Here is a 26,568-nt window from a genome sequence, read left to right as displayed (position 1 = left end):
CGATGCTCAGAGCGGGACGTTGGCCTTGCATCATCCTGTTGTACATCTATGGCACCGTGGCGACCTCGCTAGTCACCCAATCGGTGCCGGTAATCGGCGACATTGCCGCCTACTTCCATCTTTCTCACGCGGCATCCGGCTGGGTGATTTCGATTCCCTCGCTGATCACAGCAATATTCGCGCTGTTCGCGGGCTGGCTCGTGGATCGCATCGGCGACAAGCGGGTCATCTTGGCGGGCTCCGCGTTCGCCTTCGCCGGCAACCTTGGCGTGTTCTTCTCGCACGATCTGGCGCTGCTGTTCGTCAGCCGTTTGCTCGAAGGCGTCGGTTACCTGTCGCTCACAGTCGGCGCCGTCACGCTGATCATGCGTACCACTAGCGGTACGCGGCGCAGTATCGCGTTAGGGCTTTGGACCTCTCATACCGCTGTGGGCATTGGCCTGACGCTGTCGATCGTCGCGCCACTGGCGCAGAAGGGGGAGCTGTGGCGCTGGGCGTTCGGCGGTCACGCTGCCCTGATGGCCGCGCTGACGGTCGCCGCCTTCCTCCTCCCTTCCAAAACGAACACCGCGCAGGACCGCAAGCTAGGCGACATCTGGATCGTCCTGAAGAGCCGCGCCCCGTACCGGCTCGCATTGGCGTCAGGATCGTCGGCATTCATCCAGACCGGCGTGATGGCAGCGCTCACTGTCTATCTGGCAAGGCGCTTTCATATTTCGATCGCCGCAGCGGCGGCGATCGGCACGCTTGCCGAAGTTTTCGTCGCGATAGGCTGTCTGTCGGTGGGCCATCAGCTCAAAGCGGGAGCAACCGTGCGCAAGCTGGCGCTGATCGGCGGTACGGTGATGCTCGCCGGCGGTGTGGTGCTGTATTTACCTGCGTCTTCTCTGATCGTTGCGAGCGTCTCGGTATGTGCGTTCTCAATCGGCGTCGGCACCGTGATCGCCGCGATCTGGACACGGCTGCCATCCGCGGCGCCCACTCCTGCAACTCTCGGCGCGACAAGCGGGCTCGTCTCTCAAGCAACTTACCTCGGCGTGCTGCTCGGGCCGCCCGCCATCTTCGCGACGTTCTATGAGGGCGGATGGATTGTGCGGGTGACGCTCGTGGTGATTGCGACGCTGTTGCAAATCGCGCCGGTGGTCTGGCGCGTCGGCGGGGAGCGCGCATCCGGGGAGCCGACCGACGGCCGCGCGCTGCATCCTCACTGACGTCTGCAGGAGAAGCGGGTGTGCCACTAACGCAAGCCCGCCTGAATCCCGAGCGACCGTGTTTTCCGGCGCGATGACAAGCGCCAGCGGGGTGGCCGCTTGCCCATGAAATGGCGTGGCGCTGGCCTTGACAAAAAGCATTCGCATACGAAGACGGCGCTGACGCCGTTCCAATGGAGACCCGACATGACAATGAACACGAGAACGCAGCCACACTTTTTCACTCGCCTGTGCGCGGCCGCCGCTTTCACCTGCGTCATTAGTGCGGGTGCAGAGGCGCAGAGCAGCGTCACGCTATACGGTGTCATCTCCACCTCGCTCGAGTACGTAAGCAATTCCCGCGGCTCGCACCAGTTCGCGCTTGCCAACGCCGGAATGATGCCGCCACGTTTCGGTCTGCGCGGGGTGGAGGACCTTGGTGGCGGCAACAAGGCACTCTTCACGCTCGAAGACGGCTTCAACGTCACGAATGGTGCGATGCTCGGCGGCGGAATTTTTGGGCGCCAGGCGTTTGTAGGATTGTCGAATAACCGGCTCGGAACCGTGACTTTCGGTCGTCAGTACGAAGAAATGACGAATTCCCTGTGGTTCGCGACCGCGGCCAATACCTTTTCTGGTTATGGTGCGCACATTGGCGACAACGACAATATGTTCTTCACGAACCGCTTCAACAATGCGGTCCGCTACGTCTCTCCAACGTTGAGCGGCTTCACTCTCGCAGGCAGCTACGCGTTTTCCAATGCCACGCAGTTCTCGAACAACAACGGGTTCAGCGGCTCTCTGACCTACATGCATGGCCCGCTGAAAGTCGGCACAGCCTTCACGCAATTCAACCGCCGCACCAATGCGGCGGTTCCAAACCTGACGAGCGGCGCTGTGGACAGTACAGGCTGGGGCTTTTCATCGCCGTTCGTCATGAGTCCGCGCGGCGCGGGCACCGACCAACAACGCATCTTGGGTGTGGGCGGCACGTACGACTTCGGCTATTTCAGCCTGATTGCCGATTACACCAACGTGCTCTACAACTACTCTGATGCCAGCGGGCTGCGCCTGCAGAACTTCGAAGGGTCGATATATAAATTTCTGACGCCCGCGTTTGAAATGGGGCTGCAGTACGTCTATACGGTCGGCGATTATTCCGGCGGTCGTGCGGTGCATTACAACCAGATCGATCTCGCGTCGCACTACCTGCTGTCCAAAAGAACCGAGCTTTTTCTGATCGGAATCTATCAGCGTGCAGCCGGTCCCAACGCCTACGCGCAGATCTATACGGCGAGTCCGTCGACGGGCAAGAGTCAGACGCTAATCGAGGCCGGCATTATGCACAAGTTCTGATGCGCCATCTATTGTAAGCACCGTGAATTCGGTTAAGTTTGAGGAGAGCATCATGAAACGCTTGCGGATCGGCATGGTCGTGCCGTCTCTGAACACCATTGCGGAAGACGATTTCCGCATGTATTGCCCGCCCGGAGTTGCGTATCACGTGCATCGGCTCCGGTTGCGCAAGGAGAATGGCGTCGTCACGGAGGAGAGCCTGACGCGCGCCCACCTTGAAGCGGTCGAAGAGGCAGAATTTTTGAAAGACATGTCGCCGGACGTGATCGCGTTCAATTGCACGGGTGCGAGCATCGCCTACGGCAAGGGCTGCGATACGCGGCTTGCGGAGCGCATGACCGCCACACTCAATGTGCCGTCAACAAACACGATGATCGCGGTAAAAGGCGCCCTGCGCGCGGTTGGTGCGGCGCGTATCCTCCATGTCTGCCCTTTCGGCGACGCCTTTTCGCGAATCGAAGCCCAGTCGCTGGCCGATGCGGGTCTCGACGTCCATCGGTCCGTGTCGCTCAACTTCACCGACGCAAAGGTCGCAGCCCGCATGGAACCCATGGAAATCGTCGAGCGAGTGTTGCAACTTATCGATGACGGCACCGAATCGGTGTTCCTGTCGTGCGCGAATGTCCGCGCGTTCGAAGCGGTCCCCGAGCTGGAACGCACGCTGAATATGCCGGTTGTCACCAGCAATCAGGCGATGCTGTGGGGCGCGCTGCAACTCGCTGGCTGGCAAGGTTCGGTCGACGGCGGGGGACGCTTGTTCGCCGGCGAGCACGTCCTCGCCTGAGCGCGGCACTTGTGTCTTCAGCGCGGACCGCGCGGCGTCAAACGGCGCCGGCGTTGAGACGGGCACACGCCAACATGCCTGTTGAACGCGCTGCGAAACGCTCGCTCGGAACGATAGCCGACACGTGTAGCGATTTGCTGGATCTGTAGATCAGATTCGTCGATCAACCTTCGTGCCACATGCATGCGCAAGGCGGTCAGGTATTCGTTCGGCGTTTCTCCCACCAGTTCGGCAAAACGCGCGGCGAACGCCGAACGCGACATCGCGGCCCGCTGGGCCATCTTCGCGACAGGCCATTGCGCGGATGGATCGAGATGCATTGCTTCGAGCGCACGGCCGACGCGAGCATCGCGCAACGCGCAGAGCCAACCCGCCGGCAGCAACGCGTTGCTTAAGGCGTACGCGCGGATCAAACTGACTAGGATCAGTTCGATCAGCCGGCCTGACAGACCGCTGAATCCCGCGCGCTTCGAAGATTCCTCCGTCGCCACAAACTCAATCGCGGGTTGAAGCCACGGGGCAATAGCCTCATCGGCGGCGCGCGTGACGATTTGATCCGGCAACGCGCTTAGCAAGCGCTGCTCTGGTTCGCCGAACGAGAATGCAACCGCGAGCAGGCGTGCCGCTGGTTCCGCCGATGCAATACCGCCCGGGGCGACGTAATTGAGCCGGAGGGGCGCGGCGGGCGGCGTGCCGCGCCGATACGCGGGCATATTATGCGAGCTCCACACGTCGCGCATCGGCGTGCGCGCTACGCGCGCATGTGCCGCGAGTTTCAGCGGGCCACCGCGTGGCGCGAGTACCGAATCGCCCGCACCGAGGCGCGTACCCTCGCGCCCGTCAGGCGACACCCAGCATTCGCCGTCTAGTACCACGTAGTAATAGCCCGGCAACACGCCTTCAATATCGAATCCCCAGTCTCCGTACAGACGGAACATGCCGAGCACGTGGCCGTCGCATTTCAGCGAGGACAGCGCTTCGCCGAGCAGATCCACTCTCTTCCTCCAATTTGGCGTTGACGTACCGGTCTGGACGATTCAGCCGATTTTGCGGCGGAACTGGCATATCACTCCAACGCTCACTGATTTTATAGTGCCCTCATTGAACCGGGTGCTCAAGGATATCCGGAAAATCCATGAGGAGAGAGACATGTATCCGTTAAACCAGACAGAGCCGTATCCGCGCAATCAGTGGTATGTGGCGGCATGGCGCAACGAGATCGGCCGAACGCTATTCGAGCGCCGCATTCTCGACGAACCGATCGTTTTCTATCGTACACAAAACGGCGATCCCGTGGCCCTTGCGGGGCTGTGTCCTCATCGGCTTTATCCGCTGCGGGAGGGGAGATTGATTGGGGATCGTGTCGAATGCGGCTATCACGGATTCACATTTGACTGTTCGGGCGCATGTGTCGGGATTCCGTCGCAAACAAAGGTGCCAACGCGTTTCGCAACGCGCAAATACCCGCTCGTCGACCGGTGGGAGTGGACGTGGATATGGATGGGCGATACGGAGCTCGCCGACGAAAGCCAACTGCCTTCAATTGAAACGATCGGCCTTGGCGCGGCAGGCTGGCGCGCCGACGTAGGTGTGCTCACGCCGCTGGGCACGCGCTTCTCACTGCTGCTCGAGAACCTGATGGACCTAAGCCACGTCAGCTTCGCGCATGCAAACAGCCTGCCGGGTAGCCAGTCGCTGGCCGCCATTCCGGCGACTATCTCCGAAGACGGTGCCGTCCTGCGTGTCGATCGCAAACTGCCGACCGGGCCGCTGGAGGGCTTTGCTGCACATTTGCACCCTGATCTGGCCGGCACGGTTTGCGCCGACCGCATCGTGTCCGAATACTTCGGGCCCGCGTTGGTGCGAACTGGCGGCCGCTACATCCAGCCGGTGAGCGGCGGCAGCGCACGCGCGTTCAACTTCATCCACGGCGTAACACCCGAAACGCCGACGCGTACGCACTATTTCAATGCGATTGCGCGCAACTTCCGCCTTGACGACGACGGGCTTAGCCAGGGCGTCCTCGCGCAAATGAAGCGCGTGATCGACGAGGACGTCATCGTGCTGGAAACGATCGAACAATATCTCGACCGCCACGGAAGCACTACCCGCGAACTGTCGTGTCAAGCCGATGTGGGTGCGATCCGGGTGCGGCGCCAACTTGGGGCGCAAATTGCGGACGAGAGTGCCGCAACACCGCGCATCCTGCCGATCATGCAGCTAAAAACGCATGAAGGAGCGGACCAGTCATGAGCACATCAACACTTCAGGCGCGGGTCGCGAGCTGCTGCGCTAAAGGGGAGGGCATTTGTGCGTTTGAGCTGGTGCCGGCAGATAGCGAGCGGTGGCCGCAATTCACGGCCGGCGCGCATATTGCCGTGCATGTTGGCGAAAACCTCGTGCGTCAGTATTCGCTGTGCAACAATCCGGCAGAACAGGATCGATACGAAATCGCCGTCTTGCGTGATCCGAGGTCGCGGGGAGCTCGCGCTTAGTTCATGAGCGCTTCCATGAAGGCGACATTGTGAAGATCAGTCTGCCGCGCAACTATTTCGCGCTCAACGAACAGGCCCGGCACACCGTGCTACTCGCAGGCGGGATCGGCGTTACTCCCCTCATCAGCATGATGCAGCGATTGGCTCATAGAAACGCTTCATTTGAACTGCATTACTGTTGAGATCGCTCGCGCACGTCGCTTTTGCGGATCTTCTCCTGGCAGCGCGATTTGCGGGACGCGTTCATTTGCATGCGGACCACGCAATCGGTTCCGGGAGGGTAGGGATGGCGGCGGCTCTTGGTTCGCCGGATGCGATGACGCATGCCTACGTCTGCCGGCCGGGCGGGTTCATCGATTCGGCGATGCAAAGCGCCCAAAATCATGCTGTCTGACAACCGGCATATTGAGCGATTCGCTCCAGTGACCGATGTGACAACCGGAGAAACCAAGGCGGATCGTCGTTTCGAAATAGTCATCGCCAGCACCGGAAAAGTGGTTCGGCAGTGCAAAGCGCGGCAGAAGCACTCATCGACGCGGGGATCGATTTGCCGCTTTCCTGCGAGCAGGGCGTTTGTGGAACGTGCGTGACAAGAGTGCTGATGAAAGGAATCGCAAAGATCAGTCCCTGCCATGCTGCTCACGCTCGAGTTCGCCACGGTTGGTCATTGGCTTGTGACACCGTCCCTTGCTGTAAAACGAAGTCCAATCTATGGTCCGCCGCGAAGCCCACTGTTACAACCGGCCACCGCTGGCCGCATTGGGCCGGTCGCTGATTCTGTACGACTGGGGGGACGCGGCGTCGGAGGCACGCTGACAAAACTTGCGGAAGAGTTGGTCGAAAATACGGTGCCAACGAAATGAGACTCAGTGCTTGGGCGTTGAATGACCAGGTGGTCGACTTGTACCAAAACCTGACTGCGAGCTTCGTGCGTTCGAGAGGGAAAGCAACTGCAGATTTGCGGGGATACGTCCGTTGCATGAGGCGGTGTTCGGGCCAGAAGCGGTCAGTCTACCTAAACTCCATCGCCGACAATTCGCTGAAAAGCTACCTGTAGTCGTGAAGCCTGGAAAAGAAATGCTAGCAGTGGGCGGCGGCCCGTCGCCAAAAAAACGGAAGAAGACTCGAGCAGGCAAAAAATGATCAGCCGGAGACGCTAAGGGAACTCCTGACACGGTTGATTCCGTACTGAAGCCCGGCCTCAGAACTTGTGCATTAGTCCAATGATGACCCCCCGCGCGGTTGCGCCGGGCGTCACTGGTATGCCTGAATACTCCGTCCCTTCGAGCCCGTGAGTCGCCTGATTGCGGTTATCGACGAGCCCCGCGAGCGCGTATAGCGTCGAACGCTTCGAAAGAAAATACATATAACCGACGCCGACCTGCTGCGCATTGTTGCCTTTGCCGCTGCGGTCGTGAAGATACCCGTACATCAGCGCCACTTCGTTCGCGGGATTCAGCAGCACGGATGCCGACGCGGTGTAGAGAGCGACGTTCAGACTATGATCCGATTGCCTCTCTGTCGTGTAGACCAGATGGAAACGGGTGGCGTCGAATCGCAGCGATGACGCCAGGGTGAGGTTTCGCTGGATGGACGTTCCGGCTGCATTGGCTTGCTGCTCGTATCCCACCGCAAGGTGGAACGGCCCGTTAATATATCTGGCGACCGCGTTATAGAGTTGAATTCCGTTGGATGGCTTGGTGGTCGAATCTCTGAGCGCCACCATGAACTGCGCTTCCAGCCCGCGATACCTCGGCGCGAAGTATGTGAGCGCATTGCTGGCGCGCACCGAAACGGTCGCCAGATCGCTGAAAGAAGAGGCAATCGACTTGCCCGCGATCGGATCGAGTTCACCATCGAGGAACAGATACTGAGGCTTCTTCTGGCGACCCACCCGGAATTCACCGAAACCGCCCGACATGCCGACCCATGCCAGCCGGTTGAATGCGTCGCCCGCTACCTGCGCCACGCCGGTGAAGGAAGAGAAGCCCTGTTCCAACTGGAAGTTGACGTGGACACCTCCACCAATATCCTCATGGCCGATCATACCGTACACGGTGGCGAACAGCCCGCCGGACGATGCGCGAACCACCTTGTTCTCGCCGCCGTCCTGATACTCGATGCCATTGTCCACCACGCCGTACAACGTCACAGAGCTTTGCGCCCAAGCGCCTTGTAACGCGCTGAGGGAAACAACCGCCGTAGCTGCGAGAAGAGTCTTTTTCATTTGTCTCCGGATCTTTTTGTCGTGATCGGGACGTCGTTTTATTGAATAGGTATGGCGACGACGTCGGGCTTTATGTGGATGTCACTGCTGACACGAAGGAAGCGTATTCCGTGTGCTGTTTCGGGTCCCTGCACAAAGTGCGTTTTCGCTGGTACTTTTCGGTGGGATTAGGGAATGTACGGGTGTTCGATAAATAGTTAGGATAGTGGATGAATCGGATAACTGAATAAATGGACAGGTGCAAAATGCCAAATAATGGCGCCGAAATCGTGCCGTCGCATAACAGTTCTTTCAGATTTCCGCCATCCTGGTGTAAGTCTGCCGGGACTAAACTTGAGCCAGAATCAGTTCTCTCAGGACGAGACGAAACATGAGGGCGACCCTGGTGGTTCCGACGTTTTCGGCATGGGTCATCGCGATGTCGATCGCAGCGGACATTGATGCATGAGTCATGACCGGCGCGGCTCTCGTTTCGTCGATGCGCTTTAACGCCTTGCACGGCACGCTTCGGAATGGCTCCGGCAATTCCGTGACGATGCACTGCGACGCGTGTCCGGAAAGAACCGACAACAGCTTCTCCGCATCCTTGTCCAGTCCGATGCCAACCATGGCCACGCATGGCGCGGCAGGCTCCGCATCGTCGTTGAACTCGCGAAGCACGGCTTCGAGATCAAACGGGAAGTGCGCGCCATCCATCACCACGCTCGCGGGTTGGCCCCCGCTGGCGCAGAGGTGAAAGCGCTCCGTCCGACCGGGAAGACCCGCGGCCGCAGGCACGCGCGGGTGGATCAACCGCGCGTCGACTGGCAGGCTCGCAAACGAGAAGACCGCGGGCTGCCCGAGATAGTCGAGCACCGCTCCCTCCATCCGCGTATTGATGTGTTCGATGCGCCCGCTCGAAAGCACCACCTGCACGCTGCATGCCTTTGCCCGCGCCTGATCGTGCAGGACCTAGCCCGCTTCGTCGGCGGCGCAAAGGATCGTCACGAGATGCGTGCCGAACTTCAGGATGCCGGCCGTCCCGCAAGCGATGGCTGCAGGCCTGGAGCAGCGCGCATACGGAGCCTTTGTCGTTGGTTCGCGTCACATGGATGGCGCAAAAGCTCAAGTGCGGATCGCCCAGACGGCGCATGAGATCGCGCATGCGTTTGAGCGTCTCTTCATCGCGCCGCCCGGACGATGCTCCCAGTTTGTGAGGACGTCGCGCCTGAGCGGGTGTCGCTTGAGAGAGTCGGTGTGCATGCATTCCCATCGATGAGGATGGGCGCCCATGAGGGCGCCGGGGGTTCGACAGGGCTGAACGATACGGATCGCAGAAATGCTTGTCCAGTGCACGTCGTGGCGCGGACACGGGGCGCATGGCTGCGGTTTTCCGCTCATGCCCGTCCGCCGTGGCTTGAGCCGATTCGAGCGATTTCCGCAAAGTTAGTGTGCGTCTCACGTGCTTTTTCAGCGCGTTTCCAGCTCTTAAGATTGCTTCGGGCGCTGTGCTGCTGCGTTGTCTCGCGGCGAACGGATTCGCCGGGACAAAACCAAACCACGACATTGGAAATCATCACATGACCGCTTCACCGACCGACAGTCTCGAATCCGCCATCCAGGGCGCGGGGAACGCTATTGAACTGCTGCGCAACAGTCAGCGTCGTGCGTTCTCTCACGGCACCGTATCCGGTCAGTTCACGAACTGGCAAAGCGAAGTCAATGCATGGCGTGACGGCGTGGGATTCATGGACCAGTCTCATCACATGGTCGATCACTACGTCAAAGGTCCGGACGCGTTCAAGCTTCTTTCGAGCCTCGCGGTCAACAGTTTCAGCAACTTCAGGCCGGGCATGGCCAAGCAGTTCGTCGCCACCTCGCCGGACGGTCACTATCTCGGCGACTGCGTGCTGTTCTACCTCGAAGAGGAACTGTTCAATCTGGTGGGTCGTCCGACTGCGCTGGACTGGGTTCAGTATCACGTCGAAACGGGCAAGTGGGATGTCACGACGGAGCGCGATCCGCAATCCATGGATCGGGGCGGACGTCCGCCGGTCGTTTACCGCTACGAATTGCAGGGGCCGCTCGCGGGTCCGCTGGTCGAGAAGATGACGGGGCAGCCGCTGCCGGACGTGAAGTTCTTCGGCATGACAGACTTTCAGATCGCGGGGCATCGCGTGCGCGCGCTGCGTCATGGCATGGCGGGCGCGGTCGGCTTCGAAATTTTCGGACCGTGGGCCGAAGGCGACGCGATTCGCGACGCCATTCTTTCGGCCGGGCAGGAGTTTGGTTTGCTGCGCGTAGGCTCGATTGCCTACTCCACGGCCAATCTCGAATCGGGCTGGATTCCGGGGCCGTTGCCTGCCATTTTCAGCCAGGCCGAGTTGAAGGGCTATCGCGAATGGCTGCCGGCCAAAGCCGCCGGAAGTCTTGCGGGCAGTCTCTACTCGAAGGACATCACCGACTACTACGTGACGCCGTTCGATCTCGGCTATGAGCGCATGGTGGCGTTCGACCACGACTTCGTCGGCGCGGAGGCGCTAAAGGAGCACGCGAAAGGCAAGCGCCGCAAGAAGGTCACGCTGGTGTGGGACGGGCAGGACATGGCGCGCGTCGTGTCGTCGGCATGGAGCGAGGGACCGAAGCACAAGCACTTCAACATGCCGAAGGCGCGTTACGGCCTCTATCAGATGGACGAAGTGCTGGCCGGTGGCAGGCGCGTGGGGATTTCGATGGACTGCGGCTATATCGCGAACGAGCGCTCTGTCGTTTCGCTGGCGGTGATCGACGAAGACCTAGCCGAAACCGGCACGGAAGTTACGGTGCTGTGGGGCGAAAACCCTGTGTCCGCTAAGCCGCAGGTCGAACCGCACGAGCAGACTTCGATCAAGGCGATCGTCGCGCCCGCGCCCTATGGTGCGTATGCCCGCAACGCGTATCGCAAGTAAGCGGGGCGAGACGCGTGCCGGCTGGGCGCGTGCGGACCGGCTGATGGAGCAGGTCCGCGCGACCGCCGGGATCCCTTCCCGAACGAACGAGTTTGATGTGACCGAAACCTGCATCCTAACCCTTCAATGTGAAGACCGCCCGGGACTCGTCGCGGCCGTCACCACCTGTCTCGCCGCGCACGGCGGGAATATCGTTGCCGCCGCGCAATTCAACGACCGCAAGGCCGACCGCTTTTTCATGCGGATGGAAATCGACGTGCCGTCGGCCGACACGCTAGGCGCGCTCCAGCGCGCGTTCGGCGGCACCGTGTGCGCGGCCGGCATGCAATGGAAAATCAGACGCAAAGCCACCCCGGTGAAGGTGCTGTTCCTCGTGAGCAAGCTGGATCACTGTCTCGGCGATCTGTTGTATCGCCGCCGCATCGGCGAACTGGCGATGGATGTCGTCGGCATCGTCGGGAATCATCCGAGAGAAGATGTCACGATCTCGCTCAGCAGCGGCATTCCGTATCACCATTTTCCAGTCACGCGTGAAACGAAGCCGCAACAGGAAGCGCGGATTGGCGCTTTAGTCGAGGAGACGGGCGCGGAACTGGTCGTGCTCGCGCGTTACATGCAGATACTGTCCGACCGCATGGCGGACTTTCTCAATGGCCGCTGCATCAACATTCACCATTCCTTTCTGCCTGGATTTAAGGGCGCGAGACCCTACCATCAGGCGCACGAACGCGGCGTGAAGATGATCGGGGCGACCGCGCACTATGTCACCGGCGATCTCGACGAAGGACCCATCATCCATCAGGATGTCGAACAAATCAATCACGCCGACATGCCCGAAGATCTCATTCGCAAAGGTCGTGATATCGAGCGGCGTGTACTCTCGGAAGCGGTGCGCCTGCATGTGGAAGACCGGGTGCTGCTGTCCGGACGCAAAACCATCGTGTTTCGGGATTGAGGCGGGCGTGGCCAGAATCATTCAGGGAAAGCAGATTGCAAAAGCACTGTGCGACCAGGTGGCGCGCGAAGTAAAGGCCTTTGGTCATGAGCATGATATCGCGCCCGGCCTCGCCGTGGTGCTCGTCGGCGACGATCCGGCGAGCGAAGTCTATGTCAGACAGAAAGTCATCGAATGCGAGAAGGCGGGCATTCGGTCGGAGATGCACTGGTTGCCGGAGGTAACGCCGGAAGGGGAGTTGCTCGAACGTATCGCGCGTCTCAACCGGGATCCGCAGGTACACGGCATTCTCGTGCAACTGCCGCTTCCGGATCAGATAGACGCCGTCAAGGTGCTAGACGCTATTGCGCCCGGCAAGGACGTCGACGGGTTTCACCCCGTCAACGTGGGCCGCCTTTCGACTGGAAGCGACGGGCTGATTCCCTGCACGCCGCTCGGCTGCATGATCCTCATCGACACTGTGACGGATGAATTGCGCGGAAAGCACGCCGTGGTCATCGGCAAGTCGAATATCGTCGGCAAGCCGGTGGCCTTGCTACTGCTCGAACGGGAATGCACGGTTACAGTGACGCATATCGCCACACAAGGCTTGCCGGAGATCGTGCGCCGCGCCGACGTCGTGGTGGTTGCCGCAGGCGCGCCCCGGCTCGTCCGCGGTGACTGGATCAAGCCGGGCGCGGTCGTGATCGACGTGGGCATCACGCGCATGCGGAGTCCGGACGGCACGACACGGCTTGTCGGAGACTGCGCCGCGGACGAGATGGAGCACGCCGCCGCTGTGACGCCGGTTCCCGGCGGTGTCGGTCCCATGACCATCGCCTGCCTGATGAACAACACGCTGAAGGCTGCCAGGAGATCGGTCGATGCATGAACTCATGTCCGCACCATATGCGAAGCGTTTTTCCGCATTCGTTTCGGCGCAGTGTCAGGTCATCCTGAACAATATCGAGGTCATGGCGGATATCGGCGTGTACGAAGCCGAGATGGGCGTGCCGCAGCCGCTCGTCATCGACGTTGCGCTCAGCGTGGTGCCGCCCGCGATGGACGAACTGTCGCAGACCTTCGACTACACCCGCGTTCGGGCTTGCGCGCTCGGACTCGCGGCGCAGCGCATCATGCTCATCGAGACGTTCGCTATGAGACTGGCGCGCATGTGCCTGACGCACGACACCGTGCTTGGGGCGGAAGTGCGGATCCGTAAGCCGCGCGCCGTGCCGGGCTGCCTCGCTTGCACGTGCGTCACGCTGAGCAAGTCTCGGGCTTGAGCGCGCGTTATGCTTTAGTATGATGAACCACGCCTCATGGAGAGAGGGCGGACGCAAGCTGTCTTTCGATTCGGACGATGCCGGTTCCTGGAGCGCGCCGCGGCCCGGGCGGCGATAGGAGACACAATTGGATCGAATGAGTGCAATGAAGGCCTTCGTCGAAGCGGTGAAGCAGCGTAGTCTGGGTGGCGCCGCGCAGCATCTGGGTATCTCTCGAACGCTGGTGAGCCGTCACATTCAGGCGCTGGAAGAAGAACTCGGCGTACGCCTGATGAACCGGACCACGCGTTCCTTGTCGCTGACGGAGGCGGGACAAAGTTACTACCACTTTTGCGACGACATTCTGACGCGCGTGAACGAAATGGACCGGCAGATTTCGTCGGAAGCGGCGGAGGCGCGCGGCGAGATATCCGTGCTCGCGCCCAAATGGCTGCAAACCACGACCACGCGCCTGCTGACGGCTTTCGCCAAAAAGTATGCCGAGATTCGACCGCGACTCGTGCTCGGTGGCGTGGCACAGACGGCGTACGGATTTCTGGAGCAGGGCTGCGACATCGCACTGCATACGCGGCCCATTCCGGACAGCCGGATCATCGCGCGACGGCTGGCGAATATTCCTTATTGCCTGAGCGCGTCGCCTGCGTATCTCGATGCGCGGCCGGCGCTGAACCATCCGGCCGACATCGCCGCACATCATGCTCTGGTTCATTTCGCGTACCACACCTGGCAATTCGGGCGGGGCGGCCGCGAAGAGCGGTTCCAGCCCACGCCGGCTTTCTCCACCAATAGCTTCTTCGCACTGCGCGACGCCGCGCTCGATCACCTCGGACTCACGCTGCTGCCTGTGCCGCTCATTCGCGACGATCTTGCAAACGGACGGCTTCGCGAAGTGCTGCCGGAGTGGACGCCGTTCGGCCAGACGCTTTATGTCGCGATTGCGCCCGGCAGCGGCGTGCCCACAAAGGTCACGCTCCTGATGAACTTCGTCGTGGAGTGGTTCGGCGCGCATTCGATCTGACCCGCTGCGCATGCGGGTTTAGCCGATGACGTTGAGCACGAAGGGGCTGTGCGGCGAATAACCCGGCGACATGGTGCAGCCGAGCAAGGTCCATTCGCCGAGACTGCGGGACGCGTGCCAGACATGCGCCGGCACGGCGAGCTGCGGTCGCTGACCCGCCGCCAGGTCCGCGCCGAGCAGGCTGACCTGATGCATGCGGCTGCCGTTGGTCACGAGCATTTCCACGGGCGCGCCGAGATAGTAATGCCATACCTCGATGCCATTGAGCTTGTGAAGCTGGACGGGCTCGTCGCCCGCCAGCAAGTAATACATGGATGACAGTCGAGGCGGTCCCGAGACTTCGCTGTCGGAATAATGGGGGGCGTACCAACCCGCAAGATGATGCCGCTCCATGCCGAAGCGCTCGACGATCTCCTCCAGACTCGGGTGGTCAGTCGTCATGGCCGCTCCCGCTCCTCACTACACCGACTCCACGTCGAGAACCGGCGCGCGCAGTCCCGCTTCCACGATGATCTGCGCCAGCACGTCCTCGTTCTTGTAGCCCATGAGATGAACACCGGCGACGCCTTCGATGCCGCGAATGCCGCGAATGGTGTCGATGCAGAAGCGCTTGCCTTCGAGCCGCTGATCCGCGGCGGCGGCGATGCGCTCGGTCACCGCCATCGGCACGTTGACGCCGGGCACGTGATCCGCCATCCAGCGCAGCGCGCGGGCCGTCGACAACACGCCGACCCCGACGATGATCGCGGCGCGCTTGTGAAGCTCGCGCGAACGCACTTCGCGCATGAACTGTTCCAGCAGATGCAAATCGAAGCAAAACTGCGTCTGGATGAATTGCGCGCCTGCCTCCACTTTCCGCTCCAGATTGGCGATGCGTTCGGCATACGGCGGCATGAAGGGATTCGCAGTGGCCCCGAGGAACAGGCGCGGCGCGCGCTCCAGCTTGCGACCCGACGCATATTCGCCGCGCTCGCTCATGCCGCGCAGCGTATCCAGCAGATTCACGGAGTCCAGATCGAAGACCGGCTTGGCGGCGGCATGATCGCCCTTGGAAACGTCGTCGCCGGTCAGGCACAGCACATTGCGGACGCCGAGCGCGGCGGCCCCGAGCACATCGCCTTGCAGCGCGATGCGATTGCGGTCCCGGCAACTCACCTGGCTCACCGGTGTGTAGCCGGCCGAGAGCAGCAGGGCGCTGGCCGCCGCGCTCGACATGTGACAATTTGCGCCCGCGCCATCCGTGATGTTGATCGCATCGGTCAGGCCGCGAAACACGGCCGCGCGTTTCAGGAGCGCTTGCGGGTCAGCCGAGTCGGGCGGCGAAATCTCGACCGTCACGATGAACCGGCTCCGCTCGCGGCACAGCTTCGCGAAACCGTTGGCCACGGGGTCGTCCAGCATGGACGGCACGGCGGCTGGCGCGGCGCGAACCGGTGCGGGCACGGGCGAGGCGTGCGCGATCATAGGCATCCAGGTGGATTTGCCGTTCAGACGGTGATCGCGTGGCGGCGCGCGCCGCGTCCACGTCTGCGTGTGTCCCGGGCGGATGCGTGCGTCGCCTTCGGTCGCATCGACCCAGGTGCAGCGTCGTTCGGGCCGGACTTCACAGTGGCCGTCGAGGCGCACGCCGCCGCACGGACCGTTGCGCATGCCCTTGGCGCAGCCCGTCGGACAGGCCATGCCCGTGACCGACAAGCCGCATTGGCCGCACATCTGGCAGTCGAAGAATGCGCGCTTGGCCGCACGTTCGACCGGCAGGATAACGGCTTCGAGCCGGTCCGCCCCGACCAGCTTCGCGACCGGCGCAAGCCGCGACGTGGCACGCTCAAACATGCCATACAGCGCACGCATGCCGTGCGCGTGCCTCAATGAAAAGCGCCGCAATGCTTTCATCGCTTCTCCGCCGATACATGCTGACGGTTGTCACTGGACACGGCCTTCATTCACTGTCTCCCGGATAGTTTTCGGAGCGTCTTGCGCCGCTCGTTTCGAGCGGAAAAACGCAACGGCATTCGAGCAATCTTATGCCCGCGAAGGGGCGGGAAAAAGCACCGCACGCGCACACTTAGCTTGCGGGAATCGAGCGAATCGGAAAGTCCGCCTGAGCGATTCGGCCGGCGTGGAAAAGTGCCATCGAAACTCACTTTTGTGTAGGGACAGCGGCGCGAGGCTTTCCTATCCTTCGTCCCGTGGAAACGATTCAGGTAGCAAAACATGGCGCGGGTTCCGGGTAAGGTGAACCACGCGCAACGACTCAACCCGACAACAGAGAAAAAGCAAATGGAGACAACCAAGGACCGACCATCGCGTATGGCGCACCGCTGGGGCGTGCTCGCGCTTCTGGCGCTAGGCGTGCTGATCGCGTATGTCGACCGGACCAGCATTTCGGCCACGCTGGCTCATCCGGGCTTCATCCGGCACTTCGCACTCGATGACGTGGATCGCGGCTGGATCAACGCGGCGTTCTTCTGGTCCTACGGCGTGTTTCAGATTCCCATGGGCTGGATTGCGGACCGCTACGGCGTCAAGTGGCCATATGCGATCAGCTTCGCGCTGTGGTGCGTGGCGACCGCGCTGATGGGCGCGGTCACTGCGCTGACGAGCCTGATTGCGATGCGGCTAATCATCGGCGCGGCCGAAGCCATCGTGATTCCCGCCAGCTACCGGTGGATCCGAAATAACTTCGACGAAAACCAGAACGGTCTGGCGGTAGGCCTGCTTGCGATGGGCAACAAGTTCGGCCCTGCGTTCGGCGCGCCGCTGGGGGCGTGGATCATCGTGAATTACTCGTGGCAGGCCATGTTTCTCGCCACGGGTTTGGTCGGCCTCATGTGGCTGGTTCCCTGGCTGACCATGGTGCGCAACGACTTCCCCTCGAAACCCGAAGTCATTCGCTCCAACATCAGCGCGCGCTCGGTGACGCTGGGCAATATTCTAGGCAGCCCGGTGGTGTGGGGGGGCATCATCACCAACTTCTGCTACGGCTATTTCACGTTCTATTGCATGACGTGGATGCCCTCCTATCTGGTCGAGCAGCGGCATCTGTCTATCTCGCGTTCCGGCGTCTTTACGTTTTTCAGCTTTGCGGGCATCGCCATCGTTGCGGCCGTGGCGGGCTGGGTGGCGGACCGCATGATCGCGGGCGGACGCAATCCTGTTCTCGTGCGCAAGGCGTTCACGGTGACGGGCTTTCTCGGTGGCTGCACGGTGTTGCTGGGTGCCTATGCGAGCACGGTGCAGATGGCGCTGTTCTGGAACGTGCTGTCGCTGTCGCTGCTCGGTCTGGTGACCGCGAACAATCTCGTGCTATCGCGGCTCACGCTTATTCCAAAGCAGACTATCGGACTCGTGACCGGAATCCAGGGCGTGGCAACGAGTCTCGCAGGCGGCGTCACGGCGAGTCTGTCGGGCTGGCTGCTGCAAGCGAGCGGCAGCTACGACCTTCCCATGCTCATCATTCTGGTTTTTCTGGTCGTCGGCGCGCTTGCCACGGCTTTTCTCTATCGCCCCGAATGGGCGCCCCGGGTTAGCGAACCGCAACCTGAGTTGCACCAGGTTTGAACACCAGAAACAATTCAATCAAGGATGCGCTTTCATAGCAAAAATTGTATTCGGTATGGCCGTGCCACGCAGTGGCATGCTGGGTCAGGCGCCGGAAGACTGGCTCAAGAACGGCGAACGTGACCGCAATAATCCGGAACTTTGATTTCGCAATCGGACCTGGACATACCCTGAACTCGAAGCGCATCGCGAAGCTGCTTTCGAGCCGTTTCTGACCTCGAAGAACGCACGGTGCGCGCGGCGCGCTGCCGCGTGGCGCTGGACGAGATGGCGGCGGCGTATCGCGAAGCGAAGATCGATGTCGCGATCATTCCCGGCAAGGATCAGAAGGAAATCTTCACAGACTTCTCGCTCTCCATCGCCATCTACAGCGGCGCGGAAGTGCACAATGGACCGCCTCAGCGCGCGGCCTATGCACCGGACCCCCATGTGGTGCATGCGTGTCATCCGAAGCTGGCGACGTATCTCATCAACTACTTTTAGGCGAGTTTCAACGACCCGATATTCGGTCCGCGGGCGGGCAACGGCGCACGCATGCGCACGAGTGCCCTTGTCGGTTCGAGAATCCCGTGTCAGGACGGTGAGCTTGAAGTGGTCGAGATTGGCCCGTTCGTATCCGCGGCGAACGGACCGGAGATCCGGTTCCGGGCACGTTTGACCGGTGCGAGCGGCCTGCAAGCCGGTACTGTCATCCATTCCCCTTGGGGGGTGTGCGAGGTTGTGGACTGAGCAGCAGGGAAGTGCTATCCGTGCTGTTCTGGCGCGGGCGTGTCTGGCGGCTCATGCTGGTTGATGCAAGGAGAGTCCGGATCTTGCGGTGCGTAACGTCGCTCTATCGTTCCGTGACGCCGCTGTTTCTCCCGATATCGCAGATCGGGCGTTATCCGCGTCGTCGGGCGATGCGATCTTCGGGCCGCCTGATGGTGGTGGCGCCTGTTCCAGACAGCGCAATCCCGTTTTTTGACTGTGCTTTCATGGTGAACCGGCCGTGGGTCTGTTCGGCGCAGACGATCGCGCGCGCGTATGCCCGCGCAAACTTGTGGAATAACCCGACCTGGCGGGGCAATCGGGCTGTCAACGATATTCCGCCTGTCCGGCGGATCCGCCTCCAAGCGGTTGTATCTCCAATGTTATTTCCGGTGTGCGTTCACTGCGCCCATGGGGGGCTGCGTCGCCGCTGCAGCAATCCCGTTTGCCACCGTCGCAAGGGCCCGACTGTATGCACTGAGCCGCGCGTCGTAGCCAGGCCCGCTTGCCGCCTCGTGGACCACCGTACGTCCGTCAACCACATTCCCTGTCGGAGGGCGTACCGACCAGATCACTGCCAGCGACACGGAACCACTCGCCGACGAATCGAAGGTCTGTACGTCGATCGATACCCTGTATGCACTGTCGGTGACACGCCGTGGATAGACCGACACAACCGAACCCGGGATGAGCTGGGTGAGATCCGCCGCCAGCGCACGTGCGATCTGGCTCTTCAGGGGATCGGCCCAGCGTGCGAATTCATCGATAGTCACGCGGTTCGTATCGATAGTGGAAACGATCTGTGGCCTGTCGACCAGGCCCGGAACCGTCACCGGACCGATCGCGATCACAAGCGGTTCGGTATCCGGACGCAGTGCCGCAACCTGAACAGGACTCAACGTGTAGAACCGGGCCGTCGGCGACGTGGCGCACCCGGCAAACAGGGCCGACACGATCATCGCGAGAGCCAGTGCTGATTGTCGGTTCATGGTTTGCCCCTGCTCTTGCCACGGATCAACGCTTCCGGATGACGTTCGAGATATTCCGCGAGCGTGCGGATCGAGGCCGCCGCCTGCGACACCTCATGCATGGTTTCGGCCGTGCTCTGCTGCAATGGAGAGTCGCTTTGCAACGTGCGGTTCATCGACGTGAGTGCCTCCCGGGCCGCGGCGAGCGTCGCCTTCGCGTCGGGGGCAATCTCCGTATTGACGGTATTCAGCAGCGTGTCTGCGTCGCTGAGCGTTTTGCGCAGATCCTTGCTGATTCCATCGAACGGGATCGCATTCAGCTTTGCCACCAGGCTTGTAATGGACTCCTGCAAGCCCTGCAGATTGCCCGGCACCGTCGGCAGCCGGGGCGTCTTATTACTCCAGTCCACTGTCGCTTTTGGCGCGGCGGGGAAGAAATCGATCGCGACATATAGTTGTCCGGTAAGCAGGCTCCCTGTCCTCAGTTGCGCCCGCATCCCTTTCGCGACCAGATAGTCCGCGAACTGCCTTCGCTCCGCCGTGGTATTGCCCAGATCGCCTTGCCAGTTCTCTCGCGAGATCAGGCGTTCAGGATATATGTTGACGTCGACAGGCATACTGAACTCCCGGGTAACCGGGTCGAAGTGCGCGTGAATCGCCGATACCTCGCCAATGACGATACCCCGGAAGTCCACAGGTGCACCGACAGTCAATCCGCGCACCGACTCCCTGAAGTCCAGCACGTATCTGTCGACGATCGCGTCATGCGGCTTCATTGCCTCGGCGCGCGCTGCGAAAAGCTCGTACCGGTGCAGTGCGTCCGCTTCGGTTGTCGCGGTCGTCTCCGGCGGGTTCTCGAATGCAAGACCACCAGTCAGGATCGACACCATGGATTCGGTATCGATCTTCACACCACTTGTGTCCAGGGTCACGTCCACGCCGCTGGCATGCCAGAAGCGGGTGTCGTTCGTCACGTACCTGTCGTACGGCGCATTGACAAAGACATGCATGGTCATGCCTGCGCCGTCAGGATCAAGTGCGTACGAGACGACCTGGCCCACCTGCAGCCGCCGGAAGAATATGGGTGAGCCTATGTCGAGCGAGCCGATGTTGCCGCTCTTCAGCACGAACTCCCGCCCCGGTGCGCCGGAGGCGAGCACCGGCGGCGACTCGAGGCCGACGAAGTCGCGCCGTGCCTGTTTCGACGTACCGATGTCCATACCGATGTGAGAGCCGGAGAGCAGCGTGCCGATGCCCGACACCGTGCCTCCGGAAATGCGCGGCCGGACGACCCAGAAGCGGGTATCGCCGACGAGCATGCTGGCGGCGCCGCGAGACATTTCAGCACTGGCAAGCACGGTCTTATGATCGTCGGACAAGGCGAGACTTTTGATCACGCCAACGTCGACGTTCTTGAACTTGATCTTCGTCTTGCCAGCCTCGATGCCTTCTCCTGTAGCAAAACTGATGGTGATGGTTGGACCCTTCTGCATGATCGACTGCACGGCGAGCCCGCCTGCAATCAGGATTGCGACGAGCGGCACGAGCCACACGGCCTGCACGCGCCACCTCGACGGTTTCACAGTGACCGCCGCCGGAAAGCCGGTCGCCTCACTGTTCTCTTTCTGCCCGGACAATTTATTCAACTTCCAGCTCCACTGGATCCCATATGAGCCGGGGATCGAACGACAATGCCGCGAACATGGTCAGCACGACTACTGATCCGAATGCGATAGCCCCTGGACCTGCATCGATCGTCGCAACAGAACCGAACTGGACCAGCGCAACCAGGATCGTAATGACGTAGATATCGAGCATCGACCAGCGGCCGACAAGGTCCAGAAAACGGTAGATATGCGTTCGTTTGCGAGGGGTGACTCGCGAGCGTATCTGCGTGCTCCAGGCGAGATACACGAGCGACAGGATCTTGAGCATGGGCACCACGATGCTGGCAATGAAAACGATCACGGCAAGCGCCCACGACCCGGAGTTCCAGAGAAAGACCACGCCGCTCAGGATCGTGTCCGACTGGGTACCGAATACGGTGCTGGTAACCATGACCGGCAGGAGAACGGCTGGGATGTAGAGGACCATCGCAGCCAGCAGGAACGCCCAGGTGCGTGACAGACTGTGTGGTTTGCGCAGATGTAAAACCGCGCCGCAGCGCGGGCAGATGCCGCCATGCGCGTGTGCAAGCGGCTTTGACAGCAGGCTGCAGGCATGACACACGAACAGACCGGCGCGGGCCGCAGTCGGGGCCACCGCACTTTCCTCAGGCGCCCCCGGCGCAGCGTTGACGTGCGGCACGCTATCGAGACGCGCCCAGATATCCGCCGCATTGAAGGAAGCATTTGCTGTGGTGACCAGCACCATCACCGCGCCGAATGCCCACAGAGCGACACCGGGCATAACGGTCGCGAGATGTTCCAGTTTGACGAGCGCGACCAGCATGGCGAGCATGAGCACTTCGATCATTCCCCAGGGTGCAACATGCCTGAGCACACGCAAAATGAGTTCGGGGCGCTGCGGCAACCGGCCTGTATGTAGCGGCAAAAGCACACCGATCACTGCCAGGATGTTCAGCGACGGCATCAAGATAGTCGTCACGAAGACAAGTCCGGCCAAAGGCCACATGCCGTCGCTCCATAGCGCTGAGACCGCTCCGAACAGCGTCGTCCCGACGAATGTGCCCTGGACCCGAAGTCCGACGACAGAAAAGCAGTTGGCGACCACAAACAGAACCGCGGCAGCCAGTGTGAGTGCCAGTGCGCGGTCGTACGTTGCCGGCAGGCTCCGATAGAGGATCGCACTGCAACGCCGGCAGCGCGCAATGCCGCGTCCGGAGAGCAGGGCACTCCGCTGGAGCAGGTCACAGTCGTGACACGCGACAAGTTTGGCTTCGTTCATCTCTGATATCCGGGTTCTCGCGCGCAACACACGACGGACGGCTCATACAAGGCGGCAGACTAACACTGCGATGCGAATTTGTAAACCGGACAGACGGTTTGTTTGTGAATTAAAAATTTGGCGGGATTCGCCCGAACTGCCGCTGATCGGTCAGCAGTGCGCACGACATGCCGTGCCGCGTATGAACTGATGCAGGAGTCCGTCCCCGCTGATGCCACTTTCGCCGACAGCGAATCGAGCGGCATTCCACGGACACCATCCCGTCAGACCGGTCAGCGCGGCGTCAATTTCCTGCCTGAGACAAATCTGCGGGCGGGCCTTTTCATCCGCTATTGATATAGAGTTGTCGCGGCGCGTGCGGTGCGGGCGTGGAGGCTCGCGGAGCAGGGCGGTGAAATTGTAGCGTGTCGCCCCTTATTTACAGACCGGATAGACGGTTTACACAAAATAAAAACGGTGCTACTGTCCGGTCTCATCGGTTCCGCCCGGAACAGCGGGCCTCTCCCACCTCGAATTGCTCCCCAAGGAATGCCAAGTGTTCAACAGAAACGTCGTCCCGCTTCTTGTCACCGCTGCAGCGGTGCTAACCCTGACTGCGTGCGCCGGTGTGCAGCCCGTCCCGTACACGGGTATTTCCTCTTCCTCACAGTTGCAGCAAAACCGCGATGACGATTCACGCAAGGTGCCCTACAAATACGCTTCCCCTGTGGTCTGGTCACGATACACGCAGGTTCTGCTGGAGCCGGTCGTCGTGTACCAGGGGAGTGACAACCAGTTCGGCGACATAAAGGGCGCCGACCGGGACGAGCTTGCCGGCTACATGGCAAAAACGTTTTCGAAAGAATTGGCAACGCGCTTCCAGCTCGCGAAGCAGCCCGGTCCTGACACACTGCGCGTCAAGCTGACATTGACCGGCGCTGAAAAGACAAAGCCACTGGTCGGGCAGTTCATGCATTTCGATCTGGCGGGCAATCTCTACAACGGCGTGCAGGCGGTGCGCGGTGCCCAGGGGGCGTTCAGCGGCTCGGTTTCCTACGCGGTGGAGATCTATGACAGCAGCAACGGGCACCTGCTCAAAGCCTATGTTTCGAAGCAGTATCCGAATGCGATGAACCTGCCGGCCGCATTCGGGTCACTGGGTGCTGCAAAGACTGGCCTGGACAAGGGCGCTGCCGCACTGGTCGCCCAGTTTCACTAGAAGGACTCGCGGCGGCGCGTCAGCCGAAGCGCTGTCTGGCGCCGCGTGCGTCCATCGTACAAGCCGCCGGAACCCGCCGCGCAGATGGCGGCTGCCCTGACGTCCCCGAAGGTTGCGCATGCCGGCTCTGGTCGACTTTGTAGTCTTGTCTGTCCCGCCGCCTTTGATGGTGGCCGTGGTGTTTGCGATCGCCTATGTGCTGGTAGGCATTCCGGTCCATTTCCGACGCGGTGCAGTCGCCAGGGATGTGTTGGGCACGTTAGCCGGAGTCTTCTGTGCCCTTATCTACATCGCGCTCGTCGTCGGTGTCCATTCAGGTGTTCATACCGCTTCGCGATAACGCGGCCGTTCGTTGGTATCCAGCGAGCCGGTCTGCGTATTCGGCGAAGGGAAAAGGGTATGAAGGGCTTGTGACCCGTGATGATTCCGTCGATTGCCTGCCATGCTTTCCGGGTGACGCCGGGGCTGGGGATTGGCTGCAGTGGCGCTACGGGCGCCGAAGATGAGCGGGACGGGTAACGGTGGCGTGCGCATCAGTTGCCTGATGGGCGATGACGTTGGGAGCACGACTGGATATCCAGACCAGGCATCCCGGGAAATTTGCGCGTGCGTAGCTTGCCACGCGTGAGTCGACTGAAATGCAGTCCATGCTTCTGGCGCAGATAGCGATGGCCCGGGCGGCTGCCGGTCAGCCGCGAGATGTCGCGTTGGCTCCCCGAGCAGAGCGGATGCGAGATCCGGAGTTCCTGAATGTCGTCCAGGAGATGGATGCGGCCAGGGTGAAACGGATCAGCGAGGAAGCAGGTGGTCCTGAAATGCCTTGTTGCACCGGTAAGCAGCCAGGGATTCGTGCTGTCCTGCCTTCCCGGGCTGTGCCCGTTGTCCCTGCAGGAGCGCGATCGACTGTTTGATCGACTGCGCGGAAACACACGGAAAACCGGACGAACGAGCCCATCTGGCGTGACTGGATGGGGCATTGGTCCCGTGTACCGCCGGACCGGAGTGTCAGGCCAGGCCACCCAGGCGATGCGTCTTCTGCTTCGGCTGTGCTCTGGAAAAAAAGTAAAGGATACCTGAGGATTGTTTCTTAATGCCGCGGACCGAATGCATTTAACGGCGTCGGCTGTCCGTGGTGAGATACGCAACCTGTCCTGTTTTCTGGTGTCGGAGGAAATTGTAATGAAATACCTTGTATGGGCCGCATGCGTCGTTCTGGGGTTCGCACTGGGGGGCTGTGGTCTCGCTGCAGCTCCGTGTCGCGTTGCGTCGGCGGGTATCAAGATCGTTCCGGTGGTAGGGCATGTAGCGGCGGCGCCGACGGATACCTGCGCGGCGGTCATTGATCCGTGATCGAATCGACCCGACCCTCTGCGGGGGAGAGCCGGCCAGGACATCGATGACGTGTCCGGTCACAATCGCCCGGTCACCACATCATGGAGGATGGCGAACAGGCGGCGGACCGCCTTCGCGATCCGGACCGCCAGCCGCGGTATGGCGTCTGTCATGGCAGCGCACAAACTCCGATTGGTGGCTTCCGGGCCTGTCCGATGTTACCCATCCGATGCATGACGTAGTCTGGCAGTGGTCATGAGTGGATTGGCGTCGCCCGTATCGGGACGGAATCCGGAGATGAAAGTAATGTCAGCGAGGCCCGGCCACGCGCTCCGAAACGACTTTCTTCGGGGAAGTCGGTGGAGTTTGTTGAACTGAATGCAAAGACGGGCGACCGTTGATCGGCGCTCATCCGCTGTAGCAATCGCCCTCATGTGCCCGGGTTTGGCGGATACCCAGGATCGCCCGAGTTGAGACCGGAGAATATCATGGGAAAATGCCTGAGTAAACCGTCTGGACGGTCGGATCGAGTGTGTGGAAGTGTCGTAGAATGCCATCTTCATGGCCGATGGCCCTAGTTCAACCCCGTGGTGTCCGTTCCTGGCGAATCGGGGGATGAGATCGCATCGCTCGCGCAGCGCACAGGCGGGAGGAGTTGACGAAGAGCGTGATGCGCTTGGGTCATGCGTTGCGGACATCATGTTAAATAGAAATGGACAATCACACTCGTTCGGAAATCACCCGCAAAAAAGCAATCGAAGCGGCACTGGCTATACTTGCCCGTGACGGCGTCGGCGGTTTGACATTCGATGCATTGGCGCGTGAAAGCGGGATCAGCAAGGGCGGCCTGTTGCACCAGTTTCACACCAAGAACGGAATTCTTGAGGCGCTGGCTGAATATCATCGCCATCATTTCGAGCAGGTCGCAAGGAAATACCTCGCTAAAGAGGGCTCGTCGAAGGCGGAACCGACACTGTCCGCCCAGATTGCGATTTACCGCGAATCGGCCAACCAGCCTCATTCTGTTGCACGCGCTGTGCTTGCAACACTGATTGCACACCCGAATCCGGACCTTCTGGAACGTCTTCGGGCAATCGATGAAGGAACGTTGAAGAACATTGAAGCAGAGGCGTCGGATCGTGATTTTTCGTTGATCCGTCTGTTGGCCGCCAGCGGCCTTGCGTATTCGACGCTACTCGGCATGTCTTCACTCACACGGAAAGACCGTGACCGGCTGTTTGACACGTTGCTCGACGATGACGCCTGGAAAAATGTGGCCGCAAAGCCCACGGTGAAGAAGCGCTCCGGCGCCTGAGATAGATCCGACGGGGCCTGCATCCTTTTAGCTTCATGTCGGACGGAGATAGATCGATCGCGATCCGACGCGAACGTCTAGCCGGAGACGGGTCGAACAGATACTTCATTGGAAACGTCCGACACTCTTCGTTGCGCAACCCCGTTTGCAGCATCAGCTTCGTCATCAACTGAACCGTCCGTCCGGGACAGCGCTCAAGCAGCGTGGGGCATTGGGCAACGGTCAGAAAGCGGATAGGTTGGCGCGGTACACGGGGAAGGGGGTACTCGCGGATGACCCGATGAAGCCGCCCATCACGAACATCCGACCTTGATACATCCCAC

General features: G+C 61.0%; 24 protein-coding genes. 16 read left to right on the top strand and 8 right to left on the bottom strand.

Annotated features, from left to right (window positions below; genetic code table 11):
- Nucleotides 1-2: 2 nt before the first annotated feature.
- The 3 genes from F757_RS34710 (at nucleotide 3) to F757_RS0118245 (ending at nucleotide 3,330) form a co-directional block, all read left to right on the top strand.
- Nucleotides 3-1,211, top strand: coding sequence for an MFS transporter (locus F757_RS34710; protein ID WP_027212640.1), 1,209 nt, complete (start codon nucleotides 3-5; stop codon nucleotides 1,209-1,211).
- Between the two features lie 186 nt (nucleotides 1,212-1,397).
- On the top strand, nucleotides 1,398-2,546 hold the full coding sequence (locus F757_RS0118250; RefSeq protein WP_232221426.1) for a porin: 1,149 nt from the start codon (nucleotides 1,398-1,400) through the stop codon (nucleotides 2,544-2,546).
- Between the two features lie 61 nt (nucleotides 2,547-2,607).
- Nucleotides 2,608-3,330, top strand: a complete 723-nt coding sequence (locus F757_RS0118245; protein ID WP_198021414.1) for a maleate cis-trans isomerase family protein — start codon at nucleotides 2,608-2,610, stop codon at nucleotides 3,328-3,330.
- A gap of 17 nt (nucleotides 3,331-3,347) precedes the next feature.
- Here F757_RS0118245 and F757_RS33795 read toward each other — a convergent pair whose 3' ends face one another.
- A complete protein-coding gene (locus tag F757_RS33795; protein WP_051376813.1) occupies nucleotides 3,348-4,325 on the bottom strand; it encodes an AraC family transcriptional regulator in 978 nt (325 codons plus the stop codon).
- Nucleotides 4,326-4,440: 115 nt separating this feature from the next.
- Between F757_RS33795 and F757_RS33790 the strand changes: the two genes are divergently transcribed.
- The 3 genes from F757_RS33790 (at nucleotide 4,441) to F757_RS37060 (ending at nucleotide 6,600) form a co-directional block, all read left to right on the top strand.
- Entirely contained in the window at nucleotides 4,441-5,583 is a 1,143-nt protein-coding gene (locus tag F757_RS33790) for an aromatic ring-hydroxylating dioxygenase subunit alpha (protein WP_232221427.1), read from the top strand.
- Nucleotides 5,580-5,825, top strand: a complete 246-nt coding sequence (locus F757_RS35845) for a hypothetical protein (RefSeq protein WP_156923666.1) — start codon at nucleotides 5,580-5,582, stop codon at nucleotides 5,823-5,825. The genes F757_RS33790 and F757_RS35845 overlap by 4 nt, the downstream gene beginning before the upstream one ends.
- 505 nt (nucleotides 5,826-6,330) lie before the next feature.
- Entirely contained in the window at nucleotides 6,331-6,600 is a 270-nt protein-coding gene (locus F757_RS37060) for a 2Fe-2S iron-sulfur cluster binding domain-containing protein (RefSeq protein WP_198021412.1), read from the top strand.
- A gap of 426 nt (nucleotides 6,601-7,026) precedes the next feature.
- On the opposite strand, the gene F757_RS0118220 is transcribed toward F757_RS37060, so the two are convergent.
- Together F757_RS0118220 and F757_RS0118215 are read right to left on the bottom strand one after the other, a co-directional pair.
- Nucleotides 7,027-8,052 carry a porin gene (locus tag F757_RS0118220; RefSeq protein ID WP_027212637.1) on the bottom strand — a complete coding sequence of 342 codons (1,026 nt, stop codon included), beginning with the start codon at nucleotides 8,050-8,052 and terminating at the stop codon, nucleotides 7,027-7,029.
- 327 nt (nucleotides 8,053-8,379) lie between these two features.
- Nucleotides 8,380-8,967 (bottom strand): glutamate ligase domain-containing protein, encoded by a 588-nt coding sequence (locus tag F757_RS0118215; protein WP_156923664.1) that lies wholly within the window; start codon nucleotides 8,965-8,967, stop codon nucleotides 8,380-8,382.
- A gap of 644 nt (nucleotides 8,968-9,611) precedes the next feature.
- Between F757_RS0118215 and F757_RS0118210 the strand changes: the two genes are divergently transcribed.
- The 5 genes from F757_RS0118210 (at nucleotide 9,612) to F757_RS0118190 (ending at nucleotide 14,217) form a co-directional block, all read left to right on the top strand.
- A complete protein-coding gene (locus tag F757_RS0118210) occupies nucleotides 9,612-10,979 on the top strand; it encodes an aminomethyltransferase family protein (RefSeq protein WP_027212635.1) in 1,368 nt (455 codons plus the stop codon).
- Between the two features lie 97 nt (nucleotides 10,980-11,076).
- On the top strand, nucleotides 11,077-11,934 hold the full coding sequence (purU, locus tag F757_RS0118205; protein WP_027212634.1) for a formyltetrahydrofolate deformylase: 858 nt from the start codon (nucleotides 11,077-11,079) through the stop codon (nucleotides 11,932-11,934).
- 7 nt (nucleotides 11,935-11,941) lie between these two features.
- Nucleotides 11,942-12,805, top strand: a complete 864-nt coding sequence (folD, locus tag F757_RS0118200) for a bifunctional methylenetetrahydrofolate dehydrogenase/methenyltetrahydrofolate cyclohydrolase FolD (protein WP_027212633.1) — start codon at nucleotides 11,942-11,944, stop codon at nucleotides 12,803-12,805.
- Nucleotides 12,798-13,199, top strand: a complete 402-nt coding sequence (locus F757_RS34705; protein WP_051376811.1) for a dihydroneopterin aldolase — start codon at nucleotides 12,798-12,800, stop codon at nucleotides 13,197-13,199. Before folD ends, F757_RS34705 begins: the two co-directional genes overlap by 8 nt.
- 136 nt (nucleotides 13,200-13,335) lie before the next feature.
- Nucleotides 13,336-14,217, top strand: a complete 882-nt coding sequence (locus F757_RS0118190) for a LysR family transcriptional regulator (protein WP_084530948.1) — start codon at nucleotides 13,336-13,338, stop codon at nucleotides 14,215-14,217.
- Nucleotides 14,218-14,235: 18 nt separating this feature from the next.
- On the opposite strand, the gene F757_RS0118185 is transcribed toward F757_RS0118190, so the two are convergent.
- The gene (locus F757_RS0118185) at nucleotides 14,236-14,658 is read right to left on the bottom strand and encodes a cupin domain-containing protein (RefSeq protein WP_027212631.1); all 423 of its coding nucleotides are present in this window, start codon (nucleotides 14,656-14,658) and stop codon (nucleotides 14,236-14,238) included.
- An 18-nt stretch (nucleotides 14,659-14,676) separates the two neighbouring features.
- Nucleotides 14,677-16,110: a methylenetetrahydrofolate reductase C-terminal domain-containing protein gene (locus tag F757_RS34700; RefSeq protein ID WP_051376809.1), complete on the bottom strand. Its 1,434-nt coding sequence runs from the start codon at nucleotides 16,108-16,110 to the stop codon at nucleotides 14,677-14,679.
- A gap of 387 nt (nucleotides 16,111-16,497) precedes the next feature.
- On the opposite strand from F757_RS34700, the gene F757_RS0118175 reads away from it, so the two are divergent.
- Both F757_RS0118175 and F757_RS36640 read left to right on the top strand, forming a co-directional pair.
- Nucleotides 16,498-17,778: an MFS transporter gene (locus tag F757_RS0118175; RefSeq protein ID WP_027212630.1), complete on the top strand. Its 1,281-nt coding sequence runs from the start codon at nucleotides 16,498-16,500 to the stop codon at nucleotides 17,776-17,778.
- 252 nt (nucleotides 17,779-18,030) lie between these two features.
- On the top strand, nucleotides 18,031-18,261 hold the full coding sequence (locus F757_RS36640; RefSeq protein ID WP_232221425.1) for a hypothetical protein: 231 nt from the start codon (nucleotides 18,031-18,033) through the stop codon (nucleotides 18,259-18,261).
- Nucleotides 18,262-18,908: 647 nt separating this feature from the next.
- On the opposite strand, the gene F757_RS0118160 is transcribed toward F757_RS36640, so the two are convergent.
- The 3 genes from F757_RS0118160 to F757_RS0118150 are packed head-to-tail and all read right to left on the bottom strand — an operon-like array spanning nucleotide 18,909 to nucleotide 22,400.
- A complete protein-coding gene (locus F757_RS0118160; protein WP_027212628.1) occupies nucleotides 18,909-19,514 on the bottom strand; it encodes a PqiC family protein in 606 nt (201 codons plus the stop codon).
- Complete coding sequence (locus F757_RS0118155; protein WP_027212627.1) at nucleotides 19,511-21,139, bottom strand: PqiB family protein; 1,629 nt, start codon at nucleotides 21,137-21,139, stop codon at nucleotides 19,511-19,513. Before F757_RS0118155 ends, F757_RS0118160 begins: the two co-directional genes overlap by 4 nt.
- Nucleotides 21,132-22,400, bottom strand: a complete 1,269-nt coding sequence (locus F757_RS0118150; RefSeq protein ID WP_027212626.1) for a paraquat-inducible protein A — start codon at nucleotides 22,398-22,400, stop codon at nucleotides 21,132-21,134. Before F757_RS0118150 ends, F757_RS0118155 begins: the two co-directional genes overlap by 8 nt.
- 535 nt (nucleotides 22,401-22,935) lie before the next feature.
- On the opposite strand from F757_RS0118150, the gene F757_RS0118145 reads away from it, so the two are divergent.
- From F757_RS0118145 to F757_RS0118135, 3 genes are all read left to right on the top strand, one after another.
- Complete coding sequence (locus F757_RS0118145) at nucleotides 22,936-23,598, top strand: DUF3313 domain-containing protein (protein WP_027212625.1); 663 nt, start codon at nucleotides 22,936-22,938, stop codon at nucleotides 23,596-23,598.
- Between the two features lie 1,179 nt (nucleotides 23,599-24,777).
- Nucleotides 24,778-24,948 carry a DUF6726 family protein gene (locus tag F757_RS36925; RefSeq protein ID WP_332258135.1) on the top strand — a complete coding sequence of 57 codons (171 nt, stop codon included), beginning with the start codon at nucleotides 24,778-24,780 and terminating at the stop codon, nucleotides 24,946-24,948.
- 694 nt (nucleotides 24,949-25,642) lie between these two features.
- A complete protein-coding gene (locus tag F757_RS0118135; protein ID WP_027212623.1) occupies nucleotides 25,643-26,245 on the top strand; it encodes a TetR/AcrR family transcriptional regulator in 603 nt (200 codons plus the stop codon).
- Nucleotides 26,246-26,568 lie beyond the last annotated feature (323 nt).

Origin of the sequence: Burkholderia sp. WSM2232 (assembly GCF_000472545.1) — a bacterium.
GTDB lineage: Bacteria > Pseudomonadota > Gammaproteobacteria > Burkholderiales > Burkholderiaceae > Paraburkholderia.
The sequence above is the reverse complement of the archived record's forward strand: the minus strand, read 5'-3'. Positions and strand labels throughout refer to the sequence as shown.